Below are 25,366 nucleotides of genomic sequence, written 5' to 3'. Positions count from 1 at the left end.
CGATATGGGGATACGGATATGACCGACACGAACGCCGTCGACTGGGAGATACTCAAGGAGATCCTCGACGCACAGGTGCACATCAACGTCTGCCTGGAGCAGTATCTCCTGTACGTGACCCACGAGGACGCCGACCTCGACCGCGAGGAGATCGTCGCCTGCCTCGACCAGGCGATCGAGAGCCACGAACGCGCGATGGCGGACCTGGATGCCGCGCGGCGAACGATCCGAACGACGTCCTGATCGGTCGGACGTTGGGGTCGGGCGCCCTCGCGGCGGCTCGCGCGTTCAGTCACCGGTCGGTTAGACGAGGTTCAACAATTCCGGAACATTTCAAGAAATTCCTCTTAAAGTAATTATAACTCGCACCCGAATCAATAAGGACTTTATATTTGCACGAGTTATATCGGCCGATGCGGTTGACCGTTCCGACCGACTTCGAGATCCTCGATGCCCTCATTGACGGTCGGCGGAACAACGCGGCGAACCTCGCGTACATTCTCGACCGAAACCGGTCGTACATCAACACCCGCCTTCCGGTGTTGGCGGACTACGACCTCCTCGACCGCGTTGGGCCGGCCCCGAACAGCGGCCTCTACGTGATCACCGAAAAGGGCCGCGTCGTCGCCCGAAACCGGGAGGCGTACGAGTGTGACGAGGCCGACTTCGACGAGCTGATCGAACGGGAACTGCACCAGGAGTAGCGAACCCGAGTCGTCGGGTCCGCCGAGCCCGGGCCGCGTCCCACGGTTGGACGATCGGTTTTTCCGTCCCACGTCGACATCGTGTTCGACTTTCGAGTCGAGAGCGGCGGCACCGACGAGCGCCCGTCCCCGATCGTGCCGATCGGCGCGATGATCGTCAGTCGCCGGCTCGACGTCCAGCACGGCGGTTCGATAGGGATGTCGTGTCGAGTACCCGGAACCAACCACGGATCCGACTGCATGCAGCCGGTTTCGATGACCCACTTGCTCACCGCCTCCCGAATCTTTAAGAGACGCTGGTAGATACCATTGGTATATGCGGTCGGCAGCAACTATTGGGTGCGACGACGTCGTCGATCCCTGGGTGGACTGTCGACGCATACGGTGAGTACGAACATGACATCGAACATAACGGACGGCGGACGCTGGGTAGGAGTCCGCCCCAATGGTGTGGGGAGTGGTCAAGAATGACAACGACTACGAGCGACGGCTATCGCTCACGATCGCGGGCGGTCTTCCTCGCGGCGATTATGGTGCTGTCGGTCGTCGCGATGGGGATGGCGTTTACCGGAAGTGCGGCGGCCGAGGAGGTAACCGTTGGTAACAGCGCAGCCCTTTCGGACGCGATCAATAACGCCGGCGATGGAGATACGATTATTGTTGAGGATGGAACATATGAGTATACCGGCGACGAATTGAGCATTGATACAGCTAATGTAACGTTGGCTGCGGAGAGCAGCGCTACGCCAACGATTCGTCTGGATCAGAGTGAGACCACTTCAGATGGCTCACCGACCATCTCTGTTGAGGCTGAAGGAGTCTCAGTCGACGGACTACGCATTGAACGCAATGCATCCGGTAGCGGAATCGCACAGGGTGTTCGCGTGTCTGCTTCGGATACACGCCTTTCAGACCTCGATATCGTGAAAGGGGGTGGCGGAAACAACGATCAAGGTGTCACAGTCCTTGATGCGTACGCCGGTGAAAGTTCACCGAGTGATACCAGCAACGTTACACTCGAAAACGTCGATGCAAGCGGCTTCCATACTGGCATCGGTGTTTCAACACAAACTGATGAGGCTACGCTTGAGGACGTAACCATCTCCGGTGGTACAGTTTCGGATAACGAATTCGGAATTGGGTTCGCTGTAGTGGGCAGCGTGAGTGATTCTCCAAAAGCAGTCTCGGTTGACAACGTTCAAATCGAGAATAACACTGTCGGTGTCCGTGTCTTCGGAGATGGGGAGAAGCAAGGATTTATCGGAACAATAGATGCATCAGGAATTACTCTGGAAGGAAACCACTTTACTGGAAACACTGATGTTCACGTCTTCGATAACTCCACTTCATCAAATCTGAATATCCAGAGCACCTTCGAAAACAACGACAATACCTTTAATCGATCGGTCGTTCGCGTCACCGACGGCGAATATGCGCCCCGCATCTGGACCAGTCCCTCCGCTGCGATTTCATCTGCATCTAAAAACGCGACTGTGAAGGTGGGCTCCGGTTCTTACAAAGAATCCGTTACGATCGGAGTGGAGGGCCTCACGCTTGAGTCGACTGCTGGCGCTGACTCTACGACGATCTCAGCTGATGCTACAGAAGGAGTGATGATCACGGAGTCAAACGTTACTGTTCGCGGATTTACAGTAACGACTAATTTGGACGATACGGACACCCACGGCCAGTACGGTATTAGGTTGGAACCGAATGGTGGAGTCGAAGACATCCTCATCGAGGACAATGTCGTACAGGATATCAGTGATACGTACCGACCAGCTGGTATCTCTCTCGATTTAAAGAATACTGAGGATAAAACGGCTAAAAACGTCACAGTCCGAGACAACATCGTTCGGAATATTACGAGTGTAGAATCTGAATCGGACGAGTCTGTCGCGAAGGGGATCAATCCCAATGAACGGTTCCAGAATTTAACTGTTGAAAATAATACAATACGGAATATCGGCGGTGAAAACAGCGCAGGCGCACTCGGTATCGATTTCTCTTCAGATACCGGTGCGAATCCTAATGCGGGACCAAAGAACTTCACCATCAAACATAACGACATTGACGGAATCGCTGTTGGTGATGGGAGCCCCGAGGCAACCTACAAAGACGCACTCGGTCTCTACCTCCACGAATATGGAGATCTCGGTGAAGAACACACCGTCACTCAGAATAACTTCACAAATGTCAGTATCAGATACAACACCAACAATGTAGATGATCCGGATACGCTCAACGCCACCCACAACTGGTGGGGAGCACAATATCCGGACTTCGATACGGTGGTCGACAATCTCGACACGGTGAACGTCACGCCGTGGTACACTGATGCCGAGCGAACCCAACAGGCGGACGGCATCAAAAACGTGGATCAAGGAACGGAACACCCGACGATCAACCACGCGATCGCGTCCGCAAACGAGGGCCAGACGATCGTCGTGCCAGGTCGAACGTACAACGAGTCCGTCGCGATCGACACGGCTGGAATTACTCTGAAGGCCGAGGATCCGAACAATCAGCCAACGATCCGGTATGCTGATTCCAGTAACGATGACGGCACCGCTGCCCTCTACATCAACAAGAACGATGTTAGCGTGGAGAACATCACCGTCCATCGGATTGCAGCTGAGGACCGGAAGCAGGATGCCGACCACGCACAGGGGATCCGGATCCAAGGGTCGAACGTCGACGTCGAGAACCCGACCGTTATCGGTAGCGATCTGAACCACGCGGACCGAGACTACCACCGCTTCGACGGGATCCTCGTCTACGACGGCGGAACTGAGACGAAGAACGTCGACATTGGCGGTGCCCACGTTGAAGGGTTCCACGCGGGTGTCGTTACGACGGTTTGGGGAGACGGAGATGGAGGCTTCGACTCCGTCTCGAACATCACCGTCCATAATAGCGAGATCAGCAACAACACTGACGGCGTCGTCGTGAAGACACACAGCGACACGGTCGTACCGGAAAACGTCCAGATCCTCGAGTCGTCGATCCACAACAACAGCGAGTTCGGCGTCTACGTGGTCGGGCAGGAGAACATCATCAAGGAGAACTATCAGGGCTACAATATCACCAACGCCAACGCCAGCGAAGTCGATGTAACGTATAACAACATTAAGGACAACGGCATCGAGGCGGCCAGCGCCACGGACACGAGCCTCGACGCCTGGCTCAACTGGTGGGGTAGTGCAGACGGCCCACAGAGCTCCGGCCAGTTCGACGAGGCCGTGAACGACACGTACTACGACCCGTTCCTGACGGCTCCACACGAGCAGGTCAACAAGACCGACAGCGACGATAACATTGCCACACGGCAGTTCGCGAGCGACCTGACCCTCGAGTCGGGCGTCAGCACGATCGCGTTCCCGGCACCCAGCGAGCGCACGCTGGCCGAGACGGTGAATCTGTCGAACGTCGAGACCATCTACGCATACGATAACAGCCAGCATACCTGGCTCTCGACAGCTGACGGGACGCTCGACGCTGAATCGACGACGCCGAATGCGCTATCTGCCTACATCCTCGTCGTCAAGGACGGTAAAACCGCCTCCGCGGTGATGGAGTTCGACAACGACTTCGACGGGACGACGAAGCCCGACCCGACCGAGGTCACGACCGGCTGGAACTTGGTGAGCCCGACTCGAGCCGGCGACACGACGGACGCGGCGTTCGACACGACCGATGCGACGGTCGAGAACTCGCTTGATTACCAGTTCGCCGACCAGACGAGGAGTCAGCCGTTCGGCGCGAGCGAGCGGTACGACTACTCCCCGTACAGAGGCTACTGGACCCTCATCGACGAAGAAGGGGAGGACAGCGATGTTCACCCGGCCACCTACGATGGGCTGACGCTGGACGAGTACCTCAAGGCCGTCAACCTGGACGAGGACTAACCCCGCAGTCCAATGTCCTCTCCAGCATACCGGCGGCCGCGGTCCGGCCAGCGTGCCCACCGAGGTGGGCCCGTGAGCCGCGCGGCCGCCACCGAACGAGCGACACGCCACGGGAGGGCGACCGATGAGTGACCCCTCCCGCTGGCTCGCTGCCGGTCGATCCGCGGCGGTCATCGCCCTCGCGGTCTGTCTGGTGCTGTGGGCGCCGGCAGGCGTGCTCGGCCCGGCCGTCGGCGTCGGCGCGGCCCAGGAGGAGACCGAGGGCCCGCCGCAGACGCCCGCCAGCTACTACGGCAACGTCACGATCGACGGCGAGCCGGCGCCGGCCGGCACCGTCATCGAGGCCGAGATCAACGGGACCGTGGCCGGCTCGATCACGATCAACGAGTCCGGCACCTACGGCGGCCCCGACGCGCTCGACGAGAAGCTCCTCGTCGAGGGCGGTGCGGGCGACGACGGCGCCGAGGTTCGGTTCTTCGTGAACAACGGGAACATCGACCGGACCGAGGTCACGAGCGTCACCGCCGAGGACGGCTCCGAGACGGTCACGTGGGAGTCCGGCGACGTCCAGCGCGTCGACCTCGCGGCGGCCGTGGTCGAACCGCAGTTCGCGATCGATGACGTCAACGTCACCGATCCGGTGACGGCCGGCGACGACGTCGAGCTCACGCTCACCCTCAACAACACGGGTGTGAGCGGGAGCGCGACCGTCTCGGTCGTGGCCACGAACGCGACCGGCACGACCGTCGCCGAGACGAACGTCACGGAGACGATCGACTCGGGCGCGAGCGCGCAGACGTTCGTGGCCGTGCCGACGAGCAACGTCTCCGTCGACGGCAGCACGGATCTGACCCTCACGGTCGACACCGGCCACGAAACGGCCGAGACGACGGTCACCGTCGAGGAGCCGCCGCAGTTCGACGTCTCGCTCTCCGGGTTCACCTCGCCGATCGATCCCGGCACGAACGTGAGCGGGACCGCGACCGTCAACAACACCGGCGGCCAGGAGGCCACGCAGAACCTCACCGTCACGATCGACGACGCGACGATCCTGACCGAGGAGCTCACCCTCAGTGCCGGCGAGAGTCAGGACGTTGCGGTCGAGTACGAAACCGACGCGGACGACGCGGGCGACCGGACGCTAGCCGCCGCGACCGCGGACGACGCGACGCAGCGGATCGTCACGGTGAACCGGTCCGCCGAGTTCGCGGTCGACGTGATCGAGGGCGAGTCGACCCTCGACGTCGTCGCGGGACAGGACGCCACGCTCGTCGCCGAGGTCGAGAACGTCGGCGGCACGAGCGCCACGAAGGACGTGACCGTCACCGACTCCCGTGACGACACCGAGCTCACGAACGAAACGGTGACGCTGGAGCCCGGCGAGATAACGGACGTCGAGGCGACGGCCGAGACCTCCGGTGACGACACTGACGCCGGGTTCGATCTCACCGTCGAGAGCCCCGACGACGCCGAGACGGTGCCGGTCACGGTCGAGGACCGCGATGCGTTCCTCGACGTGACGAACGTCGACGTGACCGGATCCGTCGACGAGCCGTTCGCCGGGAACACGAACAACATCACCGTCGACGCGACGGTCGAGAACCTCGGCACCGAATCGACGGCACAGACGATCGAGTTCCGGGTCGACGGCGAGGTTCGCAACAGCACGGACGTCAGCTTCGACGGAACCGGATCGGAGACCCTGACCGGCGTGACCGTGCCGGTCCGGCCAGGTGACGCGCCCGAGATCGATCTCGTGGTCGCGAGCGAGGACGCCGCGGCCGCCGAGTCGGTCACGGTCACCGCAGCCCCCGAGTTCGAGACGACGATCGTCGAGGCGAGCAACGTCTCCGATCTCGCGCCGGACGACGAGTTCACGCCGACGATCAACGTCACGAACGTCGGCGGACGCGCCGGCAACGGCGAGGTCACGGTTCGGTTCAACAACTCCGTCGAGGGAACCGTGCAGGTCGACGACCTCGCGGCCGGCACGACCGAGACGGTCGTCGACGAGCAGAGCGGTGGCATCGCGATCAACGTCACCGAGGACGACGTCACGCGCGTGCTCGAGGCCGGGGTCGAGAACGACGGCACCGGCTCGGTCGACGACGTCTCCACCCGGACGATCGACATCGGCGAGGCGCCCAACTTCGCCGTGGAGAACTTCGACGTCAACGTCTCCGCGGTGGATCAGGGCGATGCGATCGGCATCGACGCCGAGATCAACAACACCGGGGAGGTCGAGGACACCCAGACGTTCGCCGTGACGGTCGACGGACGCGAGATCCACGTACAGACCGAGTCGTTGAACGGCAGCGACAACCCGGTCTCGATCAGCGAGTCGTATCAAACGCGCGGCAGCGACGTCGGCGACCTGGACGTCTCCGTGAGCACGGACGACGATTCGGCCGCGGAGACGGTCACCGTGCGCGAGAACGCGGAGTTCGAGGTCGACCTCGACGCCGAGGACGAGACGATCGCCGGGACTCCGGCGGACGCCTTCGCCACGGTGGAGAACGTCGGCGGCCTCGCGAACAACGAGACGACGGTCCGGCTGCTGTCCGACGGCGAGGAGATCGCGACCGAAACCGCGAAACTCGACGCCGGCGAGGCGCGAGTCCTCGAGTTCTCGGACGCGATCACGCCCGAGTCGCCCGGCGAACTCGAGGTGACCGCCGCGACGACCGACGACGCGAGCAGCGACACTATCGCTGTCGGCGCGCCCGGCGAGCTCGCGCTCAAGCTCACGTCGGTGACCGACCCGGTCACGACCGAGGAATCGCTTCGCGTGGGCATCACCGCGGAGAACGTCGGGGACGAGTCCGTCACCGAGACGGTTCGACTCCGGTTCGACGGCCAGATCGTCGACCAGTCCACGATCACGGTCGCCGGCGGCGAGAGCCGGTCCGTGACGTTCACCCACGACGTCTCCAGCGCCGAGACCGGCGAGACCTCCTTCGCGGTGCTGGCCGCGAACGACGCGATCGAGGGTCCCGAGCGAACGGTCTCAGTCGAGGAGCCGCCCGCGGATCCGAACTTCCGGGTCTCCGACCTCGAGGGCCCGACCGACCCCGTCTTCACGAATCGAACCGTAACCGTCGCGGCCGACGTGACGAACATCGGCGAGCAGGAGGGGACCCAGACGGTCTCCCTCTCGGTTGACGGGACCGAATTCGAAACCACAGAGGAAACCCTCCCGGCCAGCGGCGACACGACGGTCGAGTTCGAGATCGACACCGATGAGGTCGGCGCCGGCGAGGCGATCCCGTACACGGTCGCCAGCGAGAACGGCTCCGCCGAGGGAACGCTCACCGTCGAGGAGCCGACGCCGGGAACGCTCGAGGTCGTCTCGACCGAGCTCCTCCCCGACTCCAACGCGGAGACGGCGACCCAGGGCGACTCCGCCGCGGTCAACGCGACCGTCGAGAACGTCGGCGACCTGAACGCCACGAACGCGACGGTCGAGCTCGAGTACCTCGCCGCGGCGTCGGTCAACGACACCGTCGAGGTGAGCGAGCTGGGGCCGGGCAACACGACGACCGTCACGCTCGCCGTGACGCCGCCGGCCGAGGCGCGCGCCGGCACCTTCGACCGCGACGTCGAGGTCCGGACGAACGGGTCGACCGTGCGCCGGACGATCCCGGTCGACTTCGGCAGCATCCAGTCCGGCGTCGACGCGGCGGCGACCGACGCGACGACCGACGTCGTTGAAGTCGCTGCCGGCGACTACACCGAGCGGAACACGATCACGGTCGATGCGGACGGCATCACCATCGAACCCGCACGGCCGACGGCGATGCCGACGATCAACTCGCCGCGCAACGCCGAGACCGGGCTGGTCGTGACCGGAGCCGACGTCACGGTCTCGAACCTCCGGTTCGTCGGTGACGGAAACGGCTCGGCGATCGAGCTCGCCGGCGACGGCGCGACCGTGTCGGACGTCCGCGTCGAGAACTGGGACGTCGGCATCGAGGAAACGAACGGCACCAACACGCTCCGCGGCGCCTCCGTCGTCGACTCCGGGATCGGCCTGCTGGTCGACGGCGCCGGCGACAGCCGGATCGAGTACGCGCGCGTCGCGCGGTCCGACCGGCGCGGGATCGTCCTCCGGAGCGCCGACAACACCGTTCGCGGATCCGGCGTCCACTCCTCGACGGTCGGCGTCGACGCGTACGCCCCGGACAACGACGTCCGACAGTCCACGATCCGGAACAACGGCGACATCGGGGTTCGCGTCTCCAACGTCGCTGGAAACCTCTCGCAGGGGAATCCGAGCGCCGTGGTTCGCAACAGCGCGCTCGAGTCCAACGGCATCCACGCGCACGTCATCGACAGCGAGGTCGACGCCACCAGCAACTGGTGGGGATCGTCCGCCAGCGAGCCGGTCGAGAACGAGGACTACATCATCCGAAGCGCGCTCGCGACCGAGGATCCGCTACAGACGCGGCCGGATTCCGACTTCACGGTCGAGAGCTTTGCGCCGGAGGATGCAACCCGTGACGAGACGTACACGGTCAACGCCACGGTTAACAACACCGGGTCGGCCTCGGACCTCCAGACCGTCGAGCTCGTCGACGCCGGAACGGTGATCGACTCGCGGAGCGTCGAGCTGAACGCCTCCGAGCAAGCCACCGTGACGTTCAGCTACACGCCGGACGTCACCGACGGCGACCAGCTCGACCTCACCGCGCGGACGCTGGACGACTCCGCGTCCGCCACCGTGAGCGTGCTCGATCCGGCCCTGTTCGAGGTGACGTCGCTCAACGACCCGACCACGAACGTGATGGTCGGCGACACGCTCTCGATCGACGCGGATCTGGAGAACACCGGCGAGGCACAGGACACGCGCACCGTCACGCTGCTAGTGAACGGCAGCCAGGTCGACTCCCGGGACGTCACGCTGAGCAGCGGCGGTACGGAGACGCCCACGCTGACGTACACGCCCACCAGCGACGACGTCGGCGCCATCAACGTGACCGTCGACACCGGCGACGACGCCCGGTCGGTCGACGTGACCGTCGCCGAGGCGCCGGCGTTCTTCGACGTGACGTCGCTCGGCGACCCGCCGAGCGAGGTCACCGCCGGCGACGAGATCTCGATCGACGCTGACCTGGAGAACACCGGCGGCCTCGAGGCCACCCAGACGGTCAGGCTGCTGGTGAACGGCAGCCAGGTCGACTCCCGAGAGGTCACGCTGGCCGGTGGCGACACGGCGACGCCCACGCTGACGTACGCCACCGACGCCGACGACGTCGGGACCCTCGAGGTGACCGTCGAGACGGAGAACGCGACGGAATCGGGGCAGATCACCGTGGTTGCCGACGACGGCAATGGCGGCGGCAATGGCGGTGCACCCGGAGGCGGTGGCGGCGGTGGCGGCGGTGGAGGGATTTCGGACGCGCCGGAACCGTCCATCGACGTCGAGCCGGTGGCCACCGAAACGGTCGGAACGACCCTCGACGCCGAGCGCGGCCGGCAGGTCGCGTCCTTCGAGGAGGTCGAGGGCGTCGAGTCGGTCGCGCTCGAGACGAACGACTACGTCGGCGACGTGACGGTTTCCGATCTCGACCCGACCACCGACGCCGTCGACCCCTCGCCGGGAAGCCAGCTCGCGTTACAGGAGATCACCGTCTCCGAGGAGGCGAGCGACACGCCGGCGACGATCCGGTTCACCGTGTCGACGGACCGGCTCGAGGCGGCCGACGCGACGGCCGAACAGCTCCACGCGTTCCGTTCACGGGACGGAACCGACTGGGAGCCGCTCGAGACCGGCGTCGCCGAGCAGCGCGAGGACGAAGTCGTTCTCGAGGCCGAGACGCCCGGGTTCTCCCTGTTCGCGGTCAGCGCCGTGAGCCAGCCGGAAGCCGTGGCGACCGTGGCTCCCGAAACCGTCACGACCGGAGAGTCGGTTGAGCTCTCCGGAGGCGACTCGACGACCGAACACGGTGAGATCGTCGCGTACGACTGGACCGTCGACGGCGACTCCTACGCCGGCGAGACCGCGACCACCTCCTTCGACGAGCCCGGCGAGTACGAGGTCGAACTCGCCGTCACGAACGACGCCGGCGAGACCGACACGACGACCGTGCTTGTGACGGTCGAAGCGGCCGAGACGCCCGCAACGCCGACTGAAACGGCCGCCGAACCGGCCGACACCGCGGCGACGCCGGAACCGACCGACGAGGGGATCCCCGGCTTCGGAATCCTCGTCACCCTGATCGCGCTGCTGGCCGCGGCCGCGATCGCGACGCGACGGCGCATCGGCGACTGACCACCCTCCGAACACGTTTTTATTACATTCATATGATGACAGACGATACCGACCCGTCCCAGTCCACCCGCATGGAACCAGCGCGCACCGTCCGCGTCGGCCTGTCCGATCGATCAACCGTCCTCGCGACCGTGGTCGTCGCCGCGTGTCTCCTCGTCGGCGCGGCCGGAATCGCCGGCCTCGCGGCAGCCGATCACGGCGACGACGGCAGCGGTCCCGTTCCAGCGCCGGCTGCCTACTACGGAGACGTGACGGTCAACGGGGAGCCCGCGCCGGTCGGAACCGAGATCGTCGCGATGGTGAACGGCGAGCCGCACGGATCCATCGAGGTGACCGAGGCCGGGCAATACGGCGGGTCCGACGCGCTCGATCGGAAGCTCGTCGTCCGGAAGGCCGAAGCCGGTGACGAGGTCACGTTCGTCGTCCGAGACACGACGGCGGCGGAGACCGCCACCTGGGAGTCCGGCGACGTGCAGGAGATCGACCTCACCTTCGAGGGCGTTCCCGATCAGTCCGAAAGCGATACCGATGACGATCAGACCGGCGAAACCGAGACGCCGGAGTCCGGAACGCCCGACGACCAAGGGACCCCGAACGGGGACGAGGGCTCGGGTGACGGATCGGCCGGCGGCGGTGGTGGCGGTGGCGGTGGCGGCGGTGGCGGCGGCGGAGGCGGCGGTGGCGCCGCAGCCGGCGGATCCGATACCGGCTCCGAGGATGATGCGACCGGAGCAGGTCCCGCCACCGACGTGGCGCAGGCGCTGTCCGAGGCGCCCGTCGTCAGCGAAGCCAGTGCGGACGTGGCCGTTGAGGACGGAGCGAACCGTGCGGCGGTGACCTTCGACGCCGACACGTCGCCCGTCGACTCGATCACCTTCGAGTCCGACGCGGTCGAGGGAACCGTCACCGTCGCCGAGATCGACCGGGAAGCGACCGAGACGTCGGTGCCGGGATCGGCCGCGTCCGTGTCCCGCATCGACGTTCCCGATTCGGCGACCGACCAGGCCGCGACCGTCCGAATGCGCGTCTCGACCGACCGCCTCTCGGAACTCGATGCGGAGCCGTCGGAACTCAGAGCGAACCGCTTCGTCGACGGCCAGTGGCAGGCGCTCGAAACGACGGTGGCCGAGGAAACCGACTCGGCGGTCGTTCTCGAGGCCGAAACGCCCGGATTCTCGTACTTCTCGGTCAGCGCCGTGAGCGAGCCCGACGCCGCGATCGCCCTCGATCCGGCCACGTCGACGTCGGGATCGTCCGTTACGCTCGACGGAAGCGACTCGACGACCGAACACGGTGAGATCGTCGCGTACGACTGGACCGTCGACGGCGACTCCTACGCCGGCGAGACCGCGACCACCTCGTTCGACGAGCCCGGCGAGTACGAGGTCGAACTCGCCGTCACGAACGACGCCGGCGAAACGGACACCGCGACCGAAACGCTGGTCGTGGAGGCGGCGACCGCACCTGCGACGGCGGATCAGGGGACCCAAGCACCCACCACGTCGGGGAGCGACGGCGGAAGCGGGAGTGACGACGGCGGAAACGGGAACGACGACGGCGGACTGCCGGTCTTCTGGATCGCGGGCGGCGTCGCGCTGGCCGTGATCCTCCTCGGCGCCGTGGTTCGAGTACGTGCTGACGACGGTCGCTCGAGGGATCCGTTGTAGACCGGCACCGGAGTGACGCGTCACGCCCCCGAAGATAAGAACTGTTTTGAGGAGTCCGTGCCACTCCTCGAACGAGAACCTCGTATGTCGCCCACACCAGTCGTAACTACGCTCCCCGGAGGTGGTCCCGGTGGCTAACGACCGGGTCGTCGTCCCGATCGAGGACACCGCCACGCTGCGGTCGACGGTCGCCCACGTCGTGGGGACTGCCGCCGATGGCGACGTCTCGGCGATCCACTTCGTCTATCTCGCCGCCTGGCGCGAGGACGATCCCCGGATCGACGACCGCCGGCGGACGGCGCGGACGCTGCTCGAGCAGGCCGCCGACTGGGCGCGCTACGACCTCGCCGACGCCGACGTTCCGGAGGGAACCGTCGACGTCGAGACCGCGCTGATCGCGGAGGACGTCTACCTGTTCGGCCCGCGCCAGTACGCCGACCGCCTCCACGAGTACGCCGACGCTCACGGGATCGGAACGGTCGTGCTCGACCCCGAGTACACCCCGGTCGGCAACACGACCCTTCTCCAGCCGATGGAGTTCGAGCTGGCATCGACGCCGCTCGAGGTCCGTGAGGCCCCCGTCGACCGCCCGTCACGCCGCGAGCGGCTCGTCTCGGAGATCACCGGGCCGCGGTTCGCCACCGTCTTCGGCGGGTCGCTGCTGTTCTACCTGGTGTTGGGCGATCCCACCTCTCCGTTCGATCTCGTCACCGGCGTCGCGACCGCCCTGGTGGTCGCGATCTCGCTGTCGCAGGTGAGCCTCGACCACGACCCGACGCTGCGGGACTCCCCGCTTCGTCTGGTCCGTGGGGTGATCTACGTGCCGTTTCTGTTTTTCGAGATCATGAAATCGAACGTCGTCGTCGCCCGCGTCATCCTCTCGCCGTCGCTGCCGATCGAGCCGACGATGACGCGGATGCGCGTGTTCGTCGGGTCCGGACTGCCCGTCACGACGCTCGCCAACTCGATCACGCTGACGCCGGGCACGCTGACGGTCCGGGCGCGCGACGCGGACCTGTACGTCCACACGCTGATCCCGTGGGCCCGCGAGGGGCTCTTCGACGGCGGGCTCGAGCGGTGGACTCGCTTCGTCTTCTACGGTCGGGAGGCAGCCCGGCTGCCGACGCCCCGGGAACGCGACGACTGCGCGGTCCTGCAGGGGCCGGACGCCGACGAACCGATGCCGTTCGCGGCCACCGACGGCGGTCGTGAAGAGGGGCTGAACGGGATCGACGCCGATGAGACGGTCGTCGAGGCCGACGCCGACGAGACTGGGTCGAACGAGACCGACGAGACGGAGGACCGCCGATGAGCATCGCCGACGTCGCGGTCGCCGGCGGCTACACGCTCGGCGACGTGCTGCTGGCCGGCGCGGCCGGGTTCGTCGTCCTCGCGCTCGGAATGCTCTACCGTGCGGTGGTCGGCCCGACGATGCAGGACCGCGTGCTCGCGGTGAACGTCCTCGGGACGAACACGGTCGTCATCCTGGCGCTGCTTGGTGCCGCGCTCGACGAGCCGACGTTCCTGGACATCGCGATCGTGTACGCGCTGTTGAACTTCCTGATGGCGATCGCCGTCTCGAAGTTCACCGTCGAACGCGGGGGGGTCCTCTGATGGCCCTGGACGCGCTCGACCCGATCACGGCGGCGCGTGTCGTCCTCGTCCTCGCGCTGCTTGCGGGGGCGCTGTTCTTCACGTTCGTCTCGATGACCGGCGTGATCCGACTTCCGGACGTCTACGCCCGGGCCCACACCGCCTCACAGGCGGACACGCTCGGCGCCGGCTTCGGCCTGGCCGCGGTCGCGCTTACGCTCGGCTGGCAGGGGGCGTCGGTGAAGACCGCCATCCTGCTGTTCTTCGTCTTCGTGACCAACCCGACGGCCGCCCACGCGGTCGCGCGGGCGGCCTTCGAGGACGGAAACGTGCCGTGGACCGAGGGGGACGAGCGCCGATGAGCGCCGCGGTGACCGCGATCGAGGCGGCGCTGTTCGTCTTCGTGATCGCGACGGCGGTCGTGACCGCGCTCGCCCGCGACGTGCTCTCGTCGATCATCGTCTTCGGGGCCTACAGCCTCGGGATGGCGGCGCTGTACACGTTCTACCGGGCGCCGGACGTGGCGCTGACCGAGGCGGCGATCTCCGCCGGGGTCACGACGGTCCTCCTGCTGCTCACGATCGCGAAGACCTCGCGGATGGACCACGAGGCCGTCTTCGAGCGCGTGAACCCCACGGCGGCGCTGGCCGTCGGGGGGCTGTGCGTCGTGATGCTCGCGACGGTGACGCAGATGCCGGCCGTCGGGGACCCGAGCGCGCCCGTCTACTCGAACCCGGACGTCACCGGCTACTACCTCGAGAACACCTACGCCGACACCGGCGTCGGCAACACGGTGATGGCGGTGTTGGCCTCCTACCGCGGGTTCGATACCTTCGGCGAGGCCGTCGTCGTCTTCGGGGCCGGGATCGCGACGATGCTCGTGCTCCACCGGGAGGTGTTCTCGTGAGCGACCCGACCGACGCCGGCGACGGCGGACGCGAACCTGACGCCGGCGACGATGCCGCCAGCACCGTCGGGGCGGGGAATGACGCTGCCGGCGCCACGGACACGGCCGACGACGCTGCCGGCGCCACGGACGCGGACACCGGTGCTGCGGAGGACGGCGCTGCCGCTGCGGAGGACGGTGCTGCGGAGGACGGCGCTGCGGACACCGGTGCTGCGGAGGACGGCGCTGCCGACTCCGGCGCAGCGACCGATCAGCCGTCGATCGAGCCGACCTACTCGGGCCACGCCGACCGGCCGCACCTCTCCGCGGTCCAGCGCCAGCAGACGCCCTACACCGAAAGCCAGGTGATCATGTCGACCGTGAAGGTCGTGGCGCCGTTCGCGCTCACCTACGGGCTGTTCGTCACCTTCCACGGTGCGGGCTCGCCCGGCGGCGGGTTCCAGGGCGGCGCGATCGCCGCTGCCGTCGTGTTGATGATCGCCTTCGCGTTCGGGATCGACGCCACGCGCGAGTGGTTCACGAACGTCGTCGTCGTCGGTCTCGCGGTCGGCGGCGTGCTCGTCTTCGGCGGGATCGGCCTCGTCGGGCTCGCCCGCGGCGGGACCTTCCTCGAGTACGCCCGGCTGCCGATCCCGCATCCGGTGAAATACGGGATGGAGGGCGTCGAGATCCTCGGCATCGCGCCGATCGTCGCCGGGGTTCTCGTCGGCCTGTTCTTCCTGTTGGCGGCCGGCTTCGACGACCGGGCCGGCGCGGGGACCGAAACCGAGATCGCCGATGCAACCACCGACGACGGAGCTGACACCCACACGACCACGGAGACCGACCGATGACCGACCACCTACCGATCCAACTCGCCCTCGACGTCCTGGCGACGCGACACGCCTACGCGGTGTTCACCGCACTGTTGTGCATCGGCCTGTACATGATGATCGCCAACCCGCACCTCGTGAAGAAGATCATCGGACTCAACCTGTTCCAGACCGCGATCTTCCTGTTCTTCATCGCCTCCGCGTACGTTCACGGCGGGTCGATACCGATCGTCGAGAGCGGCGGCGCGCCGGAGGCGACCCTCGTGAGCCCGCTCCCGCAGGTGATCGTCCTGACCGCCATCGTCGTCGGCGTGAGCCTCACCGCGGTGGGGCTTGCGCTCTGCGTCCGGATCTACACGGAGTACGGAACCCTGCGAACCGACGCGCTCCGGGAGGCGATGGCCGAGGAGGACGACCTGCCGGCGGCCGGTGCCGATTCCCAAGGGGGTGAACGCGCGTGAGCGATCTGCTGCTCCCGCTCGCGATCGTCGTCCCGATCCTCGCGGCGACGTTCCCGCTGCTGCTGGGCGGACGGTACGACCGGATCGGCTGGCCGATCGCGGCGGTGACGGCCGTCTCGCTCGTCGGAATGGCCGCGTGGATCGCCCGGACGGTCTTCGTGGTCGGGGCGCCGACCGAGTACGGGATCGTTCACGAGCTGGGCGGCTGGCAGCGCCCGTACGGGATCGAGCTCGTCGCGGACGAGCTGTCGGCCGCGCTCGTGGTTCTCGTCGCGCTCGTCGCGGCGGGCACGCTCGTCCTCTCGCGGGTGATCGGCCCGCGCGGGAACGCCTTCTACTCCGGATACCTGCTGCTGACCGGCGGGTTGATGGGGATCTCGCTCACCGGCGACCTGTTCAACCTCTTCGTCTTCCTGGAGATCGTCGGGTTGACGACCTACGCGCTCGTCGCGGCCGACCGGTCCGGTGCCAGCGCGTACGCGTCGATCAAGTACCTCCTGGTCGGAACCGTCGGCGCCTCGCTGTATCTGATCGGCGTCGGCTACACCTTCCTCGCGACGGGGTCGCTGAACATGATCGACCTCCAGTCCGCGATCGCGGCCGTCGGCTACGGCGACCCCCTGATCCGGGCGGGCTACGCGTTCATCGTCGTCGGCCTCTCGCTGAAGATCGCCGTCTTCCCGCTGCACGTCTGGCAGCCGGACGCCTACCAGCGAGCGCCGGACGCGGTGACGGCGTTCATCGCGGCGCTGGTCTCCACGTCGGCGGCGTACGCGCTGTTGCGCATCACCTACACCGTCTTCACGGTCGAGTTCCTCGCCGCGAACGGCGCGATCACGAACGCGATGCTGCTTGCCGCCGGGGTCTCGATCCTCGTCGGCTCGGCGCTCGCGGCGATGCAGTCCGACCTCAAGCGGCTGTTCGCCTACTCGTCCGTCGCGCAGTTCGGGATGATCGTCGCCGCGATCGCGTTGGCCAACGAGACGGCGCTGCTGGGCGGCATCGTCCACCTGCTCGGACACGGCCTGCTCAAGTTCGGGCTGTTCCTGGGCGTCGCCCTGCTCGCGTACGGCTACGGCGCGCGCCGCGTCGCCGACCTCGCGAGCCTCGCGCGGCGGGCGCCGTACCTCTCGGGGGCGGTCGTCGTCCTCGGGCTCGCGCTCGTCGGGATCCCGCCCTCGGTCGGCCTCCTGGGCAAGTGGTACATCGCGCTCGGCGCAGTGGAGGCCGCCGGTGCCGGCGATCCCGCCGGGCTCGGGATCGCGGCCGTGATGCTCGTGAGTACCCTGTTCACGCTGGCGTACGTCGCCCGGATCGTCGAGCAGCTGTACTTCGCCGGCGCCGACCCCGGACCCGGCGACGCGGGGTCGTCCACGCACGCCGCGGACGTCCCGACCCAGCCGAACGCGTCGACACAGTCGGACGCCCCGGCCCAGTCGGACGCCCCGGCCCAGCCGAACACGTCGACCCAGCCGGATGGGGGCCGCGAGGGGCACGGCGACGTCCCGACGGGCGCCTTCGTGGTCCTCGTGGTCGTCACGGTGACCGCGGTCGGGCTCGGGTTCGCGGGCTTCGCCGCATACGACCTCTTCGAACCGTTCCTCGGGAGGATGATCTGAATGACCGAAGTCGACTCACTGCGACCGTTGTTCGTCGTTCTCGTATCGTTCGTGGCCAGCGGGGCCATCGTCGCGTCCCATCGGCGGCCGAACCTGCGCGAGGGATGGACGCTGCTGGCCGCCGTCGCGAAGTTCGGTGCCGTCGTCTCGTTGCTGCCCGGCGTGCTCGCCGGAACCGTCTACGTCACGGAGGTCGTGACCTTCCTGCCGTACGTCGAGTTCACCCTGCGGGCGGACCCGCTGGGAATGCTGTTCGCGGTGCTGGCCAGCGGCCTCTGGATCATCACGTCGCTGTACAGCATCGGGTACATGCGCGGGCTCGACGAACCCAACCAGACCCGGTACTTCGCGGCCTTCGCGGTCTCGCTGTCGACGACGATGGGGATCGCCTTCGCCGGCAACCTGGTCACCATCTTCGTCTTCTACGAGCTGCTGTCGATCGCGACCTATCCGCTCGTCGCCCACGACGAGACGCCCGAGGCGCGGTCGGCGGGCCGGAAGTACCTCGCGTACACGATGTTCGGCGGCGGCGTGCTCGTGCTCGCCGGCACCGTGATGGTCTACTGGCTCACCGGCCTCGTGGGCGAGCCGACCGTCGCCTTCTCGGCGGGCGGGATGGACGCGCTCGCGACCGCGGCCAACAGCGACCCCCTGATGGCGAAGATCGCGTTCGTCCTGCTCGGGGTCGGGTTCGCCGTGAAGGCCGGTCTGATGCCGCTGCACCAGTGGCTTCCCGAGGCGATGGTCGCGCCGACGCCGGTGTCGGGCCTGCTCCACGCCGTGGCGGTCGTCAAGTCCGGCGCCTTCGGCGTCTCGCGGGTCGTCCTCGACGTCTTCGGCCCCGAGGTCGTCTTCGATCTCGGCGTGGGCGTCTGGCTGTCGGTGATGGCGGCGATCACGCTCACGGCCGCGAGCATCATCGCCATACGGAAGGACCACCTCAAACAGCGGCTCGCCTACTCGACGGTGAGCCAGCTCAGCTACATCCTGCTCGGGCTCGGACTGTTCGGCTGGCACGGGCTCGTTGGCGCGCTGTTGCACATCCCCGCGCACGCCTTTATGAAGCTCACCCTGTTCTTCTGTGCGGGCTGCATCCACGTCGAGACCCACACCGACTACATCTCGGAGATGGCCGGGATCGGCAAGCGGATGCCGGTGACGATGGCCGCGTTCACGGTCGCTGCCGCCGGGATGGCCGGCATCCCGCTCGTCGCCGGGTTCGTGAGCAAGTTCTACATGCTGGTCGGCGGGGTGGCCATGGGCGCGGCGACGCCGGTCGGCTACTACCTCGCCGGCGCGCTGCTGGTGTCGGGCGTGCTCAACATCGCGTACTTCTGGCCGGTCGTCTACACCGCCTTCTTCGAGGCGGAGGACGCCCACGACGCCAAGCCGCTCGTCGAGTTCCCGCTCGGCGGCCGGACGACCGCCACGATCGACGCCGTCAGGACCGACGGCGGCGACCGCGACGAGTCGAGCGACGACGGCGACGAACCAAGCGGCGACGCCGAACCGGATGCCGAAACGGATGCAAAATCGGACGCCAAGGCGGATACGGAATCGGACGCCAAGGCGGATACGGAATCGGACGCCGAGACGCCGATCCCGGACGCGGAGGCCGACGACGACGCGGCCGATGCGGGTGAGACCGGCGGGAACGAAACCGCCGTTAGCGGGGACGATGACGTCGGCGGCGAGGACGGCGTCGTCCGTCCCGACTTCACGCCGGGCGACCGGGACTTCTCGGAACCGGCGGAACGCGTGGACACGGGGAACTACGCGGTCGATATGAATCCCTCGGACACCGACGTTCCGTTCACTCCGGAGGACGGATCCGACGACCGGGCGAACGACGTCGACGACGGGAGCAGCGACGGTGACGGGGCCAACGCACACGACCACGACGGACACGCTGACCACGACGGCCACGCTGACCACGACGGCCACGACGCTCACGCGGATCACGATGTCCGGAGCGACCACGCTGTCCACGACGACCACGACGACCACGCTCACCACGGCGGCCCGCCGCCGGGCGGCTGGACGTCGATCCGGGGTGCATCGGCCCTGCTGGGCCGCGAGACGACGTGGTTCATACTCGCGCCGATCCTGACGGCGATGACGCTTGCCGTCCTGCTCGGCGTGATTCCGAGCGAGATGGCCTTCCTCGACCTGATCGAGCTCATCGTCGAGACGCGCCTCGAGGGAGCGGGGGTGAGCCTATGACGGGCAGCGTGGCGCTCGTAACCGGTGCGATCGGCGGGGTTTCCCTGACGACGATCCCGCCGTACCTGCTCGTGGCGATCGCGGCGGTCCTGGCAGTCGTATTGCCGCGGCGGCTCGGGCACCTGCTCGGGGCGGCCGCGACCGCGTTCGTGTTCGTGCAGGCCGTGAGCTTCGACCCGGCGACGTACGGGCCGCACCTGGCGACGACGTTTCTCGGGTTCGACGTCGTCTTCTTCAACATCGACGACTTCTCCCGGCTGATGGGCGTCGTCGTGGGGTTCCTCGCGACCGCGGCGGTGATCTACGCCTACGGCAGCGACGCGCCGCGGTGGATGACCGGGCTCGCGCTGATCTACGTCGCGTCGACGGTCGCGACGATCTACGCGGGCGACTGGCTCACGCTGATCGTCTTCTGGGAGCTGATGGCGGTCACCTCGACGCTGCTCGTCTGGCATCACGGCGGGGCGGCGGTCCGGGCCGGCTTCCGGTACGCCATCTTCCACGGCATCGGCGGGACGGTGCTGCTCGGGGCGGTCGTCGTCCACTTCGGGGCCGTCGAGAGCTTCCTGTTCACGGCCGAGACCGGGATCCACGACTCCGCGGCGCTGCTGGCGGCGCTCGGGATCGGGGTCAACTGCGGGTTCATCGGGCTACACACCTGGCTGCCGGACACCTACCCGCGGCCCCACATCGCCGCGTCGGTGTTCCTCTCGGTGTTCACCACCAAGACGGCCGTCTACGTCCTCTACCGGGCGTTCCCCGAGGGCGGGCTGTGGATGGCCTACCTCGGCGGCGCGATGGCCGTCTACGGCGCCTTCTTCGCGCTGTTGCAGTACGACCCGCGCCGGCTCCTCTCGTATCACATCCAGGCGCAGGTCGGGTACATGCTCGCGGGGATCGGCCTGGCGGGCTACGTCGGCGAGAAGGCGCTGGCCGGCGGCTTCGCCCACCTGCTCAACAACGTCCTCTACAAGAGCCTGCTGTTCATGGCCCTCGGCGTGATCATCTACCGAACCGGGACGGAGGACATCCGCGAGATGGGCGGTCTCTGGCGGAAGACGCCGATCGCGTTCGTGATCTATCTGGTCGGCGCCGCGTCGATCACGGCCGTGCCGGGATTCAACGGCTTCGTCTCGAAGGGGATGGTGATCGACTCCGCCCACGAGATCCACCGGTTCACGATCGCCCTCGACGGCGGGCTGCTCTGGTGGCTGCTCATCCTCGGCGGGGTCGGGACGTTCATGTCCTTCATCAAGCTCGGGTACTACACGTTCTTCCACGGCAGCGCCTCGAGCTCGCCGCGCGACGCGACGCCGTTCCAGACCGTCGGGATGGCGCTTGCCGCCGGCGCCTGCATCTATCTGGGCGTCTCCTACGAGACGCTGCTCGGCCTGATGCCCCACACGGAGTACCTGCTCGCGGAGCTGCACCCCTACAGCACGGGCCACCTGACCGAATCCGCCGCGCTGTTGACCGCCGGCTTCGTCGGCTTCTTCGCGCTCAAGCGACCCCTGGCGTGGCTCGCTCACCGGATGCGCGACGTCGACGCCGTCACGTATCCGGCGTTCTTCCATGCCGGCCGCGGGCTGGTCCGGATCGTCACCGAGTCGTGGGCGGCCGTCGACCGGTTCACGATGCGGCTCGTGGCCGCGATCGAGTGGACCGCGATGAATCCCCGATCCGCCGCCCGTCGGGCCGGCATTCACGCGGAGCTGCGCAGCGGGATCGGCCGCGGCGTCCTCATCATCACGCTCGTGGCGGCCGGCACGGTGCTGATCGGGCTGGTCTGGTAGCCGACGCCGGATCGGTCGGATCGCGATCCGCCATCGAACGTCGTCGGTCGTCGTCAGCTGCCGTCGGTCGTCGTCGACCGCCGTCGTCGTTTTTTTATCGGCCTCGCTCGTGGTCGCAATCGTGACGGAGCGCCGCCCGCGGTCCGACGACGCGAGCGCCGGTCGGACGACCGTCGAACGCTCGACCGCCGAGAGTTCGACTGCCGACCCGCCGGGCGCCGAGAGTCCGACCGCCGACCGCTCGGACGCCGGGAGTCCGACCGCCGACCGCTCGACCGCCGACCGGCCGAGCAATTCGGATCCGTGGGATCGTCGACTTCGGTTCGCCGTCGGCCTGTTTCTCGTCGGGATCCTCGCCGACGTGGCCACCACGTACGCCGCGATCGCGTTCGGCCCCTTCGTCGAGGGATCCCCGGTCGGCCGGGCGCTCATCGACCGCTACGGGCTCGTTCGCGGGATGATCGCGACGAAGCTGGCGGGGATGGTGCTCATCGCGCTCCCGGTCGCGATCGCGAAACGAAACCGGACCGTCGTGCTGACGGTGATGTTCGGCGGCGTCGGCGCGCTCTCGCTTCTGGCGGCCGTCCACAACCTCGTTCGTATCCTCGGGGCGATGTGACCTCCGGCGTGGAGTTCATCGCGCGAGAACCGCCATCGATCGTGTGGCCCCGTCGAACGGCCGATCACCTCACAGCTCGATCCGTTCGACGAGCCGGTCCTCGTCGTCGCCCTTCGTGTTGATCGCGACGATCCGAACCTGGTCCTCCAGCATCGAGTCGCGGAGCTTCGCCTTCAACAGGGAGTCGACCTGGTAGACGCCGGCGGCGTTGTTCATCGTGATCTCCACCTCGACCGGGCTCTCGTCGCCGGTCCGCAGCCGGACGTGCTCGATCGCCCGCGAGGAGATGGTGTTGATCCCGCGGCCGCCCTTCTCGTAGGGGATCCGCGACCGCCCGCGCTCCATATCGAGTCCGTCGGCGATGCGGATGACGCCGGCCTCCCGGGTGAGCGGCGTCTCCTCGGTATGGTGACAAAGGATCGCGTGGAGCACCTCGGCCTTGACCCGGACCGCGGCGGCGGTGTCGTACCACTCGGGGAGGAACCGGTCGAGGAGGTCCGCCGCGAGCGGGATCGAGTAGTAGGAGTGGTCGTCGCGGTGGACGACGTGCCCGACGTCGTGGAGCGTGGCCGCCAGCGCGATCACGACCGCCTCGTCGGCCTCGTCGAGGCCCTGGTCGGCGGCGCCGTTGAATTCGACGCCCGCCCGCTTGAGCAGGTCGTACAGCCGCAACGCGCGGTCCCGAACGATCTCGATGTGTTTGGCCCCGTGGTCGTTGTACCCCTTCCGAGTGACCGCGTTGACGTTCTGTGCCTCGAGGTACGTTCCGATCTCGGGGTCGGATTCGATCGCCTCGAGCACCTCGTTCACCCGCCCGTCCGGGAACGCGTGATCGGCCGCCGGGTCGTACTCCCGTCGCGACTCGGCCGCGTCGGTCTCGACTCTCCCGTCGGCGGGATCCTCGTCGTCGATGTCCATCGTTCGCCCCTGATGGACGACTGACTTAAAAGCCATCCGCCACCACGAGGCTCTCGTCGGACCCGATCGGCGGCGAATGGTCGGCCGATCGCCGACCGACGCCGTGGATCGCCGACCGATGCCCCTGAATCGTCGGTCAGTACACGTAGTGAGGTATGTTGTCTCTCACCGCGGTGATTATACACGATCGTATCATACAATCATATATGTAATATTTATAAATTATCATCGTAAATCATTAATAATGTCTCGAGCACCGTTCGGATGATGTCGGACCCCGACTACGACGCGATCGCCTGGTCGTTCGACGAGGACGCCGGCGTTGGACGGATCGAACTCGATCGCCCGGACTCGATGAACGCGATCAACGACCGAATGCAGCGGGAACTCATCGACGGATTCCGTCGGTTTCGGCGGCTCGAGGAGGACCGAACGGGCGTGGCCGTCCGGGCGATCGTCGTCTCGGGTGCCGGCGACCGGGCCTTCAGCAGCGGCCTCGACGTCGGCGAGATGCGGTCGATCACCGACTACGGCGAGAAGAAGCGGATCCCGGACGGATTTCACGAGATGGCGGAGACGATCGAGCGGTGCGAGCCGCCGGTGATCGCGCGGATCGACGGCCTCTGTCTCGGCGGCGGGTTGGAGATCGCGCTCGCGTCAGACTTCCGGCTGGCGAGCGAGCGGAGCACGTTCGGCCAGCCCGAAGTCAACTTCGGCGTCCTTCCCGGCGGCGGGGGTGCCCAGCGACTGTCGATGATCGTCGGCGTCAGCCGCGCGAAGGAGCTGTGTATGACCGGCGAGCGGATCGACGCCGAGCGGGCCGCGGCGGAGGGGATCATCGACCACGTCCACCCGGCCGCGGAACTGGCGGACGAGGTGGAGTCGTTCGTCGACTCGATCGTCGACAAACCGCCGCTCGCGGTCCGCACCATCAAGGAGGCCGCCGACCGCACCCGCGAGGTCGGCTTCGAGGAGGCGCTCCAGTACGGCAACCGGGCGTGGCTGTCGCTCTCGCAGACGCGGGATTACGACCGCGCGGTCGAGGCGTTCGGCACGGACGTCGACGTCGAATGGGAGGGACGGTAACCCCGATGCTCGAGGCCTTCGAGGACGCGCTCGACTTCTCGGGACAGGTCGTCTGCGTGACGGGGTCGGGACGAGGGATCGGCGAGACCGTTGCGGCGTCGTTCGCCGAGGCGGGGGCCGCGGTCGTCGTCGCCGACGTCGACGTCGACGCCGCCGAGGAGACCGCCGAGACGATCGGCTCCGAGTACGGGACCGAGACGCTCCCGGTCGAGGTCGACGTCTCCGACTACGACGAGGCCCGGGCGCTGGTCGAGACCGCGGTCGCGGAGCTCGGCGGCCTGGACGTCCTCGTCAACAACGCGGGGGTCGCGGGCGCCCGGCGGTTTCGCGAGTCCGACCCCGAGGACTGGGACCGGAAGATCGGCGTCTCCCTCTACGGGACGTTGAACTGCACCCACGCCGCGCTGCCCGAACTGGTCGACCGCTCCGGCGTCGTCATCAACTACGCGAGCTCCTCCTACCGCGGCAACGACCCCGGCCTCGCGGTCTACGGCGCCGCGAAGGCGGCCAACCGGTCGTTCACCAAGACCCTCGCCACGGAGGTCGGCGGTGACGGCGTCCGCGTGAACTGCGTCTGTCCCGGCACCGTCCACACCCCAGCAACCGAGGCGTTCGTCGAGCAGTACGCCGACGAGCTGCTGGACGCGTACGCGCTCGACCGGATCGGCGACCCGGCGGACGTCGCGTCCGCGGTCGTCTTCCTGGCGAGCGACGCGGCCGAGTGGATCACCGGCGAGACGCTCCACGTCGACGGTGGCTATCTCCGGCGGTGAGGCGCCACCGCC

18 protein-coding genes are annotated in these 25,366 nt (G+C 67.0%); 17 read left to right on the top strand and 1 reads right to left on the bottom strand.

Going from position 1 to position 25,366, the window contains the following annotated elements; all coding sequences use genetic code 11:
• The first annotated feature begins 18 nt into the window (after window positions 1-18).
• The 15 genes from BLV25_RS06485 to BLV25_RS17810 all read left to right on the top strand — a co-directional run bounded on the left by BLV25_RS06485 (window position 19) and on the right by BLV25_RS17810 (window position 22,577).
• The gene (locus BLV25_RS06485) at window positions 19-243 is read left to right on the top strand and encodes a hypothetical protein (protein ID WP_092731568.1); all 225 of its coding nucleotides are present in this window, start codon (window positions 19-21) and stop codon (window positions 241-243) included.
• Between the two features lie 170 nt (window positions 244-413).
• Window positions 414-704, top strand: coding sequence for a phage repressor protein (locus BLV25_RS06480; RefSeq protein WP_092731565.1), 291 nt, complete (start codon window positions 414-416; stop codon window positions 702-704).
• 467 nt (window positions 705-1,171) lie between these two features.
• Window positions 1,172-4,612, top strand: a complete 3,441-nt coding sequence (locus BLV25_RS06470) for a surface glycoprotein (RefSeq protein ID WP_092731559.1) — start codon at window positions 1,172-1,174, stop codon at window positions 4,610-4,612.
• Window positions 4,613-4,736: 124 nt separating this feature from the next.
• Entirely contained in the window at window positions 4,737-10,883 is a 6,147-nt protein-coding gene (locus tag BLV25_RS06465; RefSeq protein ID WP_092731556.1) for a CARDB domain-containing protein, read from the top strand.
• Between the two features lie 35 nt (window positions 10,884-10,918).
• The gene (locus BLV25_RS16680) at window positions 10,919-12,550 is read left to right on the top strand and encodes a PGF-pre-PGF domain-containing protein (protein WP_143114395.1); all 1,632 of its coding nucleotides are present in this window, start codon (window positions 10,919-10,921) and stop codon (window positions 12,548-12,550) included.
• A gap of 130 nt (window positions 12,551-12,680) precedes the next feature.
• Window positions 12,681-13,862 (top strand): monovalent cation/H+ antiporter subunit E, encoded by a 1,182-nt coding sequence (locus BLV25_RS06445; RefSeq protein WP_256335662.1) that lies wholly within the window; start codon window positions 12,681-12,683, stop codon window positions 13,860-13,862.
• Window positions 13,859-14,164 carry a cation:proton antiporter gene (locus BLV25_RS06440; RefSeq protein ID WP_021073866.1) on the top strand — a complete coding sequence of 102 codons (306 nt, stop codon included), beginning with the start codon at window positions 13,859-13,861 and terminating at the stop codon, window positions 14,162-14,164. Before BLV25_RS06445 ends, BLV25_RS06440 begins: the two co-directional genes overlap by 4 nt.
• Window positions 14,164-14,505, top strand: coding sequence for a monovalent cation/H(+) antiporter subunit G (gene mnhG / locus BLV25_RS06435; RefSeq protein ID WP_092731541.1), 342 nt, complete (start codon window positions 14,164-14,166; stop codon window positions 14,503-14,505). Before BLV25_RS06440 ends, mnhG begins: the two co-directional genes overlap by 1 nt.
• Window positions 14,502-15,050, top strand: coding sequence for a DUF4040 domain-containing protein (locus BLV25_RS06430; protein ID WP_021073864.1), 549 nt, complete (start codon window positions 14,502-14,504; stop codon window positions 15,048-15,050). Before mnhG ends, BLV25_RS06430 begins: the two co-directional genes overlap by 4 nt.
• On the top strand, window positions 15,047-15,883 hold the full coding sequence (locus tag BLV25_RS06425; protein WP_092731538.1) for an MnhB domain-containing protein: 837 nt from the start codon (window positions 15,047-15,049) through the stop codon (window positions 15,881-15,883). Before BLV25_RS06430 ends, BLV25_RS06425 begins: the two co-directional genes overlap by 4 nt.
• Complete coding sequence (locus BLV25_RS06420; protein ID WP_092731535.1) at window positions 15,880-16,323, top strand: cation:proton antiporter subunit C; 444 nt, start codon at window positions 15,880-15,882, stop codon at window positions 16,321-16,323. The genes BLV25_RS06425 and BLV25_RS06420 overlap by 4 nt, the downstream gene beginning before the upstream one ends.
• The gene (locus tag BLV25_RS06415) at window positions 16,320-17,942 is read left to right on the top strand and encodes a proton-conducting transporter transmembrane domain-containing protein (protein WP_092731532.1); all 1,623 of its coding nucleotides are present in this window, start codon (window positions 16,320-16,322) and stop codon (window positions 17,940-17,942) included. The genes BLV25_RS06420 and BLV25_RS06415 overlap by 4 nt, the downstream gene beginning before the upstream one ends.
• Window positions 17,943-20,165: a cation:proton antiporter gene (locus BLV25_RS06410; RefSeq protein ID WP_092731529.1), complete on the top strand. Its 2,223-nt coding sequence runs from the start codon at window positions 17,943-17,945 to the stop codon at window positions 20,163-20,165.
• Window positions 20,162-21,958, top strand: coding sequence for a Na(+)/H(+) antiporter subunit D (locus BLV25_RS06405; protein ID WP_092731526.1), 1,797 nt, complete (start codon window positions 20,162-20,164; stop codon window positions 21,956-21,958). Before BLV25_RS06410 ends, BLV25_RS06405 begins: the two co-directional genes overlap by 4 nt.
• Window positions 21,959-22,079: 121 nt before the next feature.
• Window positions 22,080-22,577 (top strand): hypothetical protein, encoded by a 498-nt coding sequence (locus BLV25_RS17810; RefSeq protein ID WP_256335661.1) that lies wholly within the window; start codon window positions 22,080-22,082, stop codon window positions 22,575-22,577.
• 69 nt (window positions 22,578-22,646) lie between these two features.
• Here BLV25_RS17810 and BLV25_RS06395 read toward each other — a convergent pair whose 3' ends face one another.
• On the bottom strand, window positions 22,647-23,495 hold the full coding sequence (locus tag BLV25_RS06395) for an HD domain-containing protein (RefSeq protein ID WP_021073857.1): 849 nt from the start codon (window positions 23,493-23,495) through the stop codon (window positions 22,647-22,649).
• Between the two features lie 267 nt (window positions 23,496-23,762).
• On the opposite strand from BLV25_RS06395, the gene BLV25_RS06390 reads away from it, so the two are divergent.
• The gene (locus BLV25_RS06390; protein WP_092731841.1) at window positions 23,763-24,581 is read left to right on the top strand and encodes an enoyl-CoA hydratase/isomerase family protein; all 819 of its coding nucleotides are present in this window, start codon (window positions 23,763-23,765) and stop codon (window positions 24,579-24,581) included.
• Window positions 24,566-25,354, top strand: a complete 789-nt coding sequence (locus tag BLV25_RS06385) for an SDR family NAD(P)-dependent oxidoreductase (RefSeq protein ID WP_256335660.1) — start codon at window positions 24,566-24,568, stop codon at window positions 25,352-25,354. The genes BLV25_RS06390 and BLV25_RS06385 overlap by 16 nt, the downstream gene beginning before the upstream one ends.
• The last annotated feature ends 12 nt before the right edge of the window (window positions 25,355-25,366 follow it).

Source organism: Halopenitus persicus, assembly GCF_900107205.1.
Classification (GTDB): domain Archaea; phylum Halobacteriota; class Halobacteria; order Halobacteriales; family Haloferacaceae; genus Halopenitus; species Halopenitus persicus.
Note: the sequence above shows the minus strand (reverse complement) of the source record. Positions and strands in the feature narration are given on the sequence as shown.